This is a genomic window from Mycobacterium celatum, assembly GCF_002101595.1.
GTDB lineage: Bacteria > Actinomycetota > Actinomycetes > Mycobacteriales > Mycobacteriaceae > Mycobacterium > Mycobacterium celatum.
This window is the reverse complement of sequence record NZ_LQOM01000005.1, coordinates 39,413-49,382: the sequence shown is the minus strand read 5'-3', so window position 1 is coordinate 49,382 and position 9,970 is coordinate 39,413. Positions and strand designations below refer to the sequence as shown.

General features: G+C 65.8%; 10 protein-coding genes. 3 read left to right on the top strand and 7 right to left on the bottom strand.

Annotated elements, in window-relative coordinates; all coding sequences use genetic code 11:
* Positions 1-70: 70 nt before the first annotated feature.
* Complete coding sequence (locus tag AWB95_RS00530) at positions 71-865, top strand: LLM class flavin-dependent oxidoreductase (protein ID WP_085167417.1); 795 nt, start codon at positions 71-73, stop codon at positions 863-865.
* A 10-nt stretch (positions 866-875) separates the two neighbouring features.
* Here AWB95_RS00530 and AWB95_RS00525 read toward each other — a convergent pair whose 3' ends face one another.
* A complete protein-coding gene (locus AWB95_RS00525; protein ID WP_157011784.1) occupies positions 876-1,670 on the bottom strand; it encodes an alpha/beta fold hydrolase in 795 nt (264 codons plus the stop codon).
* A gap of 176 nt (positions 1,671-1,846) precedes the next feature.
* Here AWB95_RS00525 and AWB95_RS00520 point away from each other — a divergent pair, with 176 nt between their 5' ends.
* Positions 1,847-2,287, top strand: coding sequence for a SpoIIAA family protein (locus tag AWB95_RS00520; protein ID WP_062541927.1), 441 nt, complete (start codon positions 1,847-1,849; stop codon positions 2,285-2,287).
* Here AWB95_RS00520 and AWB95_RS00515 read toward each other — a convergent pair.
* The 5 genes from AWB95_RS00515 to AWB95_RS00495 are packed head-to-tail and all read right to left on the bottom strand — an operon-like array spanning position 2,284 to position 8,153.
* Positions 2,284-3,492, bottom strand: a complete 1,209-nt coding sequence (locus tag AWB95_RS00515; protein WP_085167410.1) for an FAD-dependent oxidoreductase — start codon at positions 3,490-3,492, stop codon at positions 2,284-2,286. The two genes, AWB95_RS00520 and AWB95_RS00515, sit on opposite strands and share 4 nt — an antisense overlap.
* Before the next feature lie 54 nt (positions 3,493-3,546).
* Positions 3,547-4,407, bottom strand: coding sequence for a haloalkane dehalogenase (locus tag AWB95_RS00510; protein ID WP_085167408.1), 861 nt, complete (start codon positions 4,405-4,407; stop codon positions 3,547-3,549).
* Positions 4,408-4,425: 18 nt separating this feature from the next.
* Complete coding sequence (locus AWB95_RS00505) at positions 4,426-5,442, bottom strand: beta-ketoacyl-ACP synthase III (protein WP_085167406.1); 1,017 nt, start codon at positions 5,440-5,442, stop codon at positions 4,426-4,428.
* 17 nt (positions 5,443-5,459) lie between these two features.
* The gene (locus AWB95_RS00500; RefSeq protein WP_085167415.1) at positions 5,460-6,767 is read right to left on the bottom strand and encodes a sensor histidine kinase; all 1,308 of its coding nucleotides are present in this window, start codon (positions 6,765-6,767) and stop codon (positions 5,460-5,462) included.
* A gap of 60 nt (positions 6,768-6,827) precedes the next feature.
* Positions 6,828-8,153 (bottom strand): NAD(P)/FAD-dependent oxidoreductase, encoded by a 1,326-nt coding sequence (locus tag AWB95_RS00495; protein ID WP_085167403.1) that lies wholly within the window; start codon positions 8,151-8,153, stop codon positions 6,828-6,830.
* A gap of 107 nt (positions 8,154-8,260) precedes the next feature.
* Here AWB95_RS00495 and AWB95_RS00490 point away from each other — a divergent pair, with 107 nt between their 5' ends.
* Positions 8,261-9,157: a crotonase/enoyl-CoA hydratase family protein gene (locus AWB95_RS00490; RefSeq protein WP_085167401.1), complete on the top strand. Its 897-nt coding sequence runs from the start codon at positions 8,261-8,263 to the stop codon at positions 9,155-9,157.
* On the opposite strand, the gene AWB95_RS00485 is transcribed toward AWB95_RS00490, so the two are convergent.
* Positions 9,100-9,969, bottom strand: coding sequence for a hypothetical protein (locus tag AWB95_RS00485; RefSeq protein WP_085167399.1), 870 nt, complete (start codon positions 9,967-9,969; stop codon positions 9,100-9,102). The two genes, AWB95_RS00490 and AWB95_RS00485, sit on opposite strands and share 58 nt — an antisense overlap.
* Position 9,970 lies beyond the last annotated feature (1 nt).

Below are 9,970 nucleotides of genomic sequence, written 5' to 3'. Positions count from 1 at the left end.
GCCGCCGCCACCGATCCGCCCCGGTCGGTTGCTGATACGGCGATTCGGCGCGCAGGCTACGGTCGGCTTCGTGCGCCACGCGATCTATCTGCCATTGTTTGGAGACCTTGCTGATCCTCGGGCTTTAGTCGATATCGCGCTTGCGGCCGAAACGCACGGATGGGACGGGCTTTTCGTCTGGGACCACGTCCTCAGTCCGGTCCCTGGCGAGTGGGCGATCGCAGATCCTTGGATTGCCTTGGCCGGCGGAGCCACTGTGACTTCGCGCATCCGGTTAGGCCCCATGGTCACCCCTCTGCCGCGCCGCAGAATCATCAAAGTGGCACGCGAAACCGTCACCCTGGATCGCCTCAGCGACGGTCGACTGATCCTGGGACTGGGCATCGGTATCGACACGGGCCGCGAGCTGTCAGCATTCGGCGAGGTTACCGATCCGCGTCAGCGTGCTCGCATGCTCGAGGTCGGGACCAAGGCGTTAGTCGACTTGTGGTCCGGCGTAACGGTGAATTACACGCACGAGGTCATCCTTGACGGTGTGCGTGCAATTCCCGGCCCGGTTCAGCAGCCGCGAATCCCGATTTGGTTCGGCACCGAGCGCGTCAGTGGGTCACCAGTCGCGCGAGCTGCCCACTACGACGGACTCTTTCCTCTCCACGCCAAGCCCGCCGACGTCCAGCGCATTTTCGAAGCCGTCGCCGAGATCCGCGGCGGCATCGACGGTTTCGATGTCGCGATCGTGGCCCGCCGCGACACCGACCTCGACAACTTCCAGAGTGCCGGAGCGACATGGGCGATGCATGCCTTCTGGCCCGGCCACCGTACCGACCAAGTACTCCGGCTCATCGAAAGCGGCCCGCCCAACTGAAACTGAAAAATCACGTTTCGCAGCGCAGCCGGTCGATAGCCGAGACAGTCGCGTCGATGTAGGCGTCCGGATCGGCGAGAAATACGTCGTGGTCGGCGTCGATCTCGATCACCGTGGCGTCAAGCAGTTTGGCCATGAGACGTTGGTCGCGGGCCGGCACCGCTCGGTCGCGGGCGGTGACGACCACTACGGTGGGCACCCCGGCGATGGTCGGCGCATGCGGGCGAAAGTCGAAGGCGTATTCGTCGAGAATCGCATCGACGATCACGCGCGGGCGGCACAACACGAGCTCGCCGCGCAGCCATGGCCACCACGAGCTCGTGTTCGGATGGACACCGCGCATGCGGTTGAAATAGCGCAGCGGCAATGACCGGCCAACGCCGCGGCTGCGATCAGCCAACGGGCGCAACGCCCGCAGCGCGACGCGGCTGATCCGGTCGCCTGGGGTGTCGAAGGACAAGGCGGTTGCCTGCAGGATCAGTCCGGCGATGCGACGACGGTGGCGGCGCGCGAATTCCAGTGCGACCGGCCCACCTAACGAATAGCCGCAGACAACGACCCGGTCGAGATCTAGCGCATCGAGCAGCGCGGCGGCATCGTCGGCGCACTGGGTGATGCCGAACCGTTCGGTCCGCGACAGCGGTAGGCCGCGACCGTGTCCGCGCAAATCCATGACGACAACCCCGAAACGCTGCGCAAGCGGGCTCATCACATGGCAGAAGTTGAAGTCCGCGGTGATCGCCCACCCGTGCAGTAGTAGCACGGGGTTTGCGCCCGCCGCGACGCGCACCATGGCCTGCCCCATACCGCCAGGGAATTCGATTGAGCGCAACGGCGGCAGTTCGCAGCCGACATCCTCCGGGCTGAGGGGAACCCCGGATTTCATCGTGCGGCGGCAGCGGATTGGTTTGTTCTGTCCATCCATTAAGCAATACCCCCGTAGGAGTTCACAAAATCCCCGTCTACGACGAGACTGGATTCGTGCTCAAAGAACTTACGGGCATGCCCGACGATATTCAGGCTATGGAGGCCGTCGGGACAGTGACGGCAGACGATTACACACGGGTCTTTGCACCGCTGGTCGATCAGGCGCGACGAACACGAAGCCGGATGCGGTTGCTCTACCAATTCGGGCCGGCCTTCGAGCGCATCACAGCGGGCGCGCTGTGGGCCGACACGCGCCTCGGGATGAGCTATGTGCGGTTGCTCGACGGCTGCGCGGTCGTGAGCGACATCGGTTGGGTCCGCCGGCCAAGCCGTCGTATCGGCGCGTGGATGCCGTGCCCGGTGCGGGTGTATGCCAAATGGCTGTCATCGCTACCCAAACGCGGCGATGTATCCACCCGCGACATCGCCAAGGCCTACATCGGTGGAGTGGGTGCCGCCGTCGCCAGCCTCGGGGAGCTCGTCGTCGCGCACTAACCAGCGTGGACGTCGGGAGTGCGGACATGCTCAGGGCGGAAACCCCGCCCGACCACGATCGGCGGAATGAACTGCAGCGGCCCCCGGCCGACGATCGCCGGGATACGGATCGGCGATAGGTCACCGTTCAAATTTGGCTCGATCGCCGCATCCTGCAGCAACACCTGCCCTGCCTGGATGATCCGGGTGGGCAGCTGCCGGCGGCGCTGCACCTTGGCGAGGTCGGCATCGGTCACTCGACCATCGCGCAGCGGGGCGTGAAGGATGTTCGCCGCGGCCACCGCATCGGCAACGGCGAGATTGATGCCGATCCCACCGGCTGGCGACATGGCGTGTGCGGCATCGCCAATGCACAGAAGGCCGGGCCGCCACCAAGTCTTGAGCCGGTCCACACGCACGTCGAGCTGGCTGGTGTCGTCCCAGGAGCGTAGGTCGTCGACGTGTTCGCGGAGCCGGGGTTGCGCGGACACCAGGCGCTCTTTGAATTCCTCCAGCGAGCCGTCCCGGGGATTCAACCCCTTCGGCATCAGATACGCGACCTGCCAGTAATCACTCCGGTAGATCATGGCCATCAGGAGGCCCTTACGGATCACGCCGAACAGCTCCTCGGGATCCCCCGGGCGCCATTTCAGCCTGAACCACAGCACATCCATCGGGGAATGCGCCCTCGCGATTTCCAGACCCGCCGCAGCACGCACCGCCGACTTGCGCCCGTCGGCGCCCACCACCAGCTCGGCACGCACCTCCAGTTCCGGTGTGCGCAACCCGGCGACCCGATCGTCGTCGAAGATCAGGTCTGTGACCTCGGCGTTGCGAATCAACGTGAATTCCGGATAGGCAGAAGCCTTTTCGGCCAGGAAGTCCAGAAAATCCCATTGCGGCATCAGCGCGATATAGGGCTGTTTGAAGCCGAGCCATTTGAGCGCACGGAAGTTCCCGAAGGTGCGAATGGAGCCGTCGGCGTCGAAGGCGACGCGGTTGATCTTGGTGTGCGGCAGCCGTAGAAACTCGTCGATCAGACCCAGCTCGTCCATGATCCGCAGCGTGGTCGGATGCACGGTGTCGCCACGGAAGTCGCGCAGGAAGTCGTTGTGCTTCTCCAAGACAACGACCTTGATGCCTGCGCGGGCGAGCAGCAGAGCGTGAACCAAACCGGCGGGACCACCACCCGCCACACAGACCTGCGTCTGGAGGATTCGCGTCATGGCCTGAGGCTACTCGCGGACAGGGCCGGCCCGTCCGAGCACCTTGAGATGGACTTAGCCGAACCGCTCGACGATCGCGTCGGCGATGCGGTCGGGCGCATCTTCCTGGATGAAGTGCTTGGCGTCGGGCAGCTCGACGACAACGTGGTCGGAGAACGTCGCGCGCATGCGCGGAAGGTTACTGCCCGGCTTGAAAGCCAAATCCTTCATGCCCCATACCAACAAGGCCGGCTTCGACCCCAGCTTCGCGGGCACGTCGGCCGCGAGACGCCCCAACAGCGGTGATGCCGCAAGGATTTCCTTGGGCATTCTTGCCACCCCCTTGCGGGCCTCCGGGCTCGGTTGCACTCCGCGGTAGTGGTCCATGACTTCCTCGCTGAGACGCGTCGCGCTGCCCGCCGGAATCAGCCGCTCCACGAAGAAGTTTCGATGCAGGATCGCCCACTGCAGCGGCCAGCTGCCCATGATCCTGCTGAAGGCTTTGGTTGAGACGTCGGCCGCGGGCCAGAACCAGGTGTTCCCCAGCACGACGCCGCGCACCCGATCTGCCCGCGCCGTACCGACAGCCATGCTGACCGGTCCGCCCCAGTCCTGGCCCACCGTCAGAAAGCCATCAAGTCCGAGGTGATCTACCAGCTCGCCTACCACTTGGGCGTGCTCTTCGATCGTGTAGCCGAATCCCGTCGGACGGTCGGACAGTCCGAATCCGAGATAATCCACGGCCACACAACGGAACTTGTCCCGGAGGCGCGTCATGATCCCGCGGTAGAGAAAGCTCCACGTCGGGTTGCCGTGACACAACAGGATCGGCGGCCCGGCGCCCTCGTCGAGGTAGTGCACCCGCCCGCGTGAGCTGTCAAACCATTGCGAGGTAAACGGGTAAAGCTGTGGGTTTGGCGTGAAGTTGATCCTCATCGCGATCCTCTACCCTCGTCACTCGAACGGGACCGGCGGCATCTTCACCACTTGCGCTGCGTAGCTCAGACCGGCGCCGTAGCCCAGCAGCAGGGCCACGTCGCCGGGTTGAGCAGCGCCGGTCGACAGCAGTTCCTCCATGGCCAACGGAACCGAGGCAGCAGACGTGTTGCCAGTATGCACAATGTCGTTGGCCACCACCACATGTGGCGCCAGTTTCAGATTCTTGGCGAGGAGCTCGTTGATCCGGCTGTTGGCCTGATGCGGCACAAAAACTTTCAACTCATCGGTGCTCACCTTCGCCGCCTCCAGCGCTCGCTGGCAGACCTTGGTCATCTCGAAAGCGGCCCAACGAAATACCGCGGTGCCCTCCATCCGCAGAAATGGGCGTGCGCCAGAGGGGTTTTCGGTGTAGTCGATCCAGTCGATGTCTTGACGCACCGCATCGCTTTGCCGGCCGTCGCTGCCCCATACAGTCGGTCCAATGCCTTGCTCGGGCGTCTCGCCGACGACAACCGCCCCGGCACCGTCGCCGAAGATGAAGCAGTTGCCGCGATCATGCATGTCCAGCGTCGGGGACAGTTTCTCCGAACCGATGACAAGCACCTTGCCGGCACTGCCGGCCCGCACCATGTCGGCCCCGACGCCGAGTGCGTACCCGAAGCCGGCACAGCCGACGTTGATGTCGAATGCCGGGACTCCGTGAGCGTCCACCGCGGATGCGACCGTCGGAGCCGACGCCGGCGTTTGCAGGAAATGCGTGTTGGTCGCAACGATCACGGCGTCGATTTCGGCGCCGGTGAGCAACGCGTTCGCGATGGCCCGACGCCCGGCTTCGGTCGCCATGGACGCCGCAGATTCGTCGTCGCCGGCGAATCGCCGGGTCTTTATCCCGGTGCGGGTGTAGATCCACTCATCGGACGAATCGATGTTTTCGCAGATCTCGTGATTGGTGACCACACGGTCCGGCCGGTACGCCCCGATGCTGAGCAGGCCGACCTTGCCGATGCCGCTGATCTCCGCAATCTCATCCATGGCGGGTCATCCTAGCCCTAGCCGTTGTGGGTACCGGGAAGTCGCAGCCGCAGCCGGGCTCCGCCCATGGGGCTTTCGCCCAATGACGCTGTGCCGCCGTGCAACTCGGCTTGCTGGGCGACCAGCGCCAGCCCCAGTCCCGAGCCCGACCGGGATGCCGTCGACCCGCGGGAGAACCGCTCGAAGACGGTGGCGCGTTCCTCCTCCGGCACACCGCTGCCGTTGTCGTCAATGATGAGCTCCACACCATAGGCGGAACTTGTTGCGCTGAGCAGGATTTCGGTGGCGCCGCCGTGCTTGACGGCGTTGGCGATGGCGTTGTCGACCACCAGCCGCAGCCCGACCGGGAGCCCCACCATCAGCACGGTGGGCGACGGCACCAACGAGACGTTCACGTTGGGGTAGACGCGAAGCGCATCGTGCGCGGCGCGATCCAACAGCTCGGTGATGTCGAACGGGACGAAGTCGTCGACCGTGGTCAGTTCACTCTGCGCCAACCGTTCCAGCGCGCTCAGCGTCGCTTCGATCCGGCTTTGGGTGCGCATGACGTCGCCGATCACTTCCTTGCGCTGCTCGGCGGGCAGCTCGAGCGTCGAGAGCACCTCCAGGTTGGTGCGCATCGCCGTCAACGGCGTGCGCAGTTCGTGCGAGGCGACGGCGGCAAAGTCGCGGGCCGACTCCAATGCCGCCTTGGTGCGCTGTTGTTCGTTGCCGATGCGGTCCAGCATTCCCTCGACGGCTTCGGCGATCTCCACCGCCTCTTGCACGCCGCGGACCTGAACTTCGTCGGGGTTGGACTGGGCGTTGATGGCACGCGCCTGCTGGGCCAACAGGCGGAAGGGATTGACCATGATCAGCGAGATGACCCAGGCGGCCGCAATCGTGCCGACAATGACGCTCCCGCAGATCAACAGCACCCGCAGGTGCAGCTCGTTGATCCGATGCTGCGCTTCGGCCAGCGGCGCCCCGAGCGCAATCGAGGCGTGGCCGGCGTTGAAGGTGCGGACCCGGTACTCGACACCGTTGATGGTCGTATTGGCAAAGCCGTTGTCGAGCTTCGGCAAGACGATGTTGCTGGGCACCGACACGGTCATGGGGCCGATCCGCGCGGTGCGCACCAGATCACCGTTCGCGGTGGGCTGGTCCGGGTTGCTCAGCAATGTGCTGATGTCGCCGAGGCTGCTCACCGAGTCCAGCCGCCGGTCCAACTGGCTGTGCTGATCGTTGGTGACGCCGAACCACACCCACGCGCCGAGCGTCAGGACAAGAGCGATCACCGACAGCGCACCGACCACGACGATGGTCCGCAGCGACAGCATTCGCATCAGCAGCCGATACACCCGATTGCCCGGTTCCACGAGGACACATCTTGCCCGACGTCGCGGTTACCGTCGTTCCCAGGCCATATCCGCCATACCCGGCGGGCGCAGCCGTCGTTGCCGCCCTTGTCGCGCGTTTCGCTTCGCTGCGCTGACGATCTCTTTGACGGTTGCCACTATCTGGCGGGGTTCATCGAGAAATGTCCGTGCCGCGGCGCGGGCGAGCCTTGCCGGCGTGAACAGCTGCGACGGGCGAACCTGGTGGTTCAAGATCCCTAGCAGCGCTCGGGTGGCCTCCGCGTCGGCGGCGATCTCGCGCAGCATCCGTCTAGTCAACGGCGACGTGACTCCGGGAGCGCCCGTTTCGCGCGCGTACCAATACATTTCGTAGGCGTCGTGGTCGCGCCAGCGCCACCATTTGTGTAGGGCCGCATCCGGGCTGTCGTTGCCGAGCCCGTCGACGACGGCCGCCGCGAGCTTGCCGGCCTGACGGAACGCGTCGGCGATGCCTTGGCCGGGCGCCGGATCCTTGAAGTGTCCGGCGTCGCCGACCAGCACCCATCCGGGACCGGCGGACTGCCGGAAATAGCCGTGCCAGTTGGCAACTACCCGGATCGGGCCGACGCGCCGCGCGCCCGTAAGGAGATCCGCCAGCTCGGGCCACAACTGAATCCGCGCGGCAAAGCCATTGTCGCGGTCGGCGTCGAATCCAGCTTGCTCGGGCATGTCGATCCCTAGTGCCGCCATGTACAGATCCCCGTCGGTGGGTCCGGCAAGGAAGCCGACGGCGCCCTGCCGGCCGAGCCGCGCGTGGCCTTCCCGGTCGCCGACGCCTTCGAAATACGCCCAGGCGTAGAGCTTTCCGGGCGATGTGCGGTGGTACTCGCGCGCGCCGACGCACGACGCGACCGTCGAGTGACGGCCGTCGGCGCCTACCACCAACTGCGCGTACACGAGCCCCGTGGATGTCTGCACACCGGTCACCCGGCCGTCGTCCGCGATCAGCTGGGTGACCCGCGAACCGGTGCGCACCTCGGCGCCGGCCGCGCCGGCGGCGTCGACCAGCCGCTCGTCCATGGTCAAGCGGCGGACACACAACGCGGGGTGCGCGGACAACTCTTCATCGACCGTAGCCTCGATCCGAACGTCGTCGTTGACCAGCGAAAGTCGGTCGAGTGGTACCGCACCGGCGGCCAGGATCCCGTCGAGCAGCCCGAGCTGATCCAGGACCTGCACACCGCAGGGCTGGATCATGTGCGTCGACGGCGTCTCGGACGGAAAATGCGCCCGGTCGAGCATGCAGACCCTCAAGCCCTGCCGCGCCAGCATCGTCGCCAGCGGGGATCCCGCACATCGTGCACCGACTATCGCCACGTCGAACCGGTCTGCCATGCCAGCTCACCCTACATAATAATTAAGAGAATCGTAAGGATTTTAAGATAACGGTGAGGAAACTGCGGGCCTTGACACCTCCACCCTGGGGCGACTTCGCTTCGGCTATGCCTGAATTCGAGACGTTGCTGTACAGCACGGCCGGCCCGGTCGCCACGATCACGTTGAACCGTCCCGAGCAGCTCAACACGATCGTGCCGCCGATGCCCGACGAGATCGAGGCCGCGGTCGGGCTCGCCGAACGCGACCCGGACGTCAAGGTGATCGTGTTGCGCGGCGCGGGGCGGGCGTTCTCCGGCGGCTATGACTTCGGCGGCGGCTTTCAGCAGTGGGGCGAGGCCATGATGACCGACGGCCGCTGGGATCCGGGCAAGGATTTCGCGATGGTCACCGCCCGTGAAACCGGGCCGACGCAGAAGTTCATGGCGATCTGGCGGGCGTCCAAGCCGGTGATCGCACAGGTGCACGGCTGGTGTGTAGGCGGCGCAAGCGATTACGCGTTGTGCGCCGACCTGGTGATCGCGAGCGAGGACGCCGTGATCGGCACCCCGTACAGCCGGATGTGGGGCGCCTACCTGACCGGCATGTGGCTGTACCAGCTCAGCCTGGCCAAGGTCAAGTGGCATTCGCTGACCGGCCGGCCGCTGACCGGGGCGCAGGCCGCCGAGGTCGAGCTGATCAACGAGGCGGTGCCGTTCGAGCGGCTGGAGGCCCGCGTCGCGGAGATCGCTTTAGAGCTGTCGCGAATTCCGTTGTCGCAGTTGCGCGCTCAGAAGCTGATCGTCAACCAGGCCTACGAGAACATGGGTTTGGCGACCACCCAGATGCTCGGCGGCATCCTCGACGGGCTGATGCGCAACACACCGGAGGCTCTCGAGTTCATTCGCACCGCCGCCACCGAGGGCGTGCGGTCCGCGATCGAGCGCCGCGACGGCCCGTTCGGCGACTACAGCCAGGCCCCGCCCGAGCTGCGCCCCGACCCGTCGCACATCATCGTGCCGTAGATCGCGGCCAACACCCCCAGCGCCACCAGCACACCGCCGGCAGCCAGGGTGAGGTCAAGCCATTGGTGCAGACCGGCTTCGGCATGGCCGACCATGATCTCGGCGATGCGGCGAACGTCGCCGGTGGTGTGGTTGAGCGCGGCGTCGATTCGGCGACGCGCTATTTCGACGCCCGCCCAGCCGGCGGCGCCCACCAGCAGCGCCGACACACCGAGGCCGGCCAGCGCCCGGCCGCGGTTGCGCGCCACGGCCAGGGTCAGCAACGCGCAGATTCCGGTCAGCACTGCCATGGCGATGCTCACCCACGGACCCCAGATCGCCACCGGCCGTAACTTGCCTGGCTGCAACGTCTTTGGCGGCGTCACTGTCAATGGGACATTCAGCGACGTGGGTACTCGCACGTGGTAGTCGGCCAGCATCTGCTGAAAAGCGCTGTCCGCCAACATCGGTGCCAGGTCAACCACCCACGGGTCGGATTGGGTTCGGGGCCGGGTGAACATCCATTGGTGCGCCAACCGGCTGGCCTGCGCGAACTGCGCCGGAAAGGACGGGCCGGCGGTGTAGGCGGTGGCGATGTCGTGCACCGTCGACGGGTCGACGACCGAGCCGCGCTGGCTGATCAGCGCCGTTGCGTTGGCGCTCAATTCCGCTGCGACAGCGGACTGCAACGCTGGATCGTCGGCCGCCTTCTGGGTCAGCGCCGCGTAGCCGTCGGCGTCGACGAGGTTCTGCTGCACCCACGCGATCGGCACCGCCGCCGCCAGCGCCGCCGTGGTGAAAAGCCACAACAGCGCCGTGGCCGCGAACCGCACT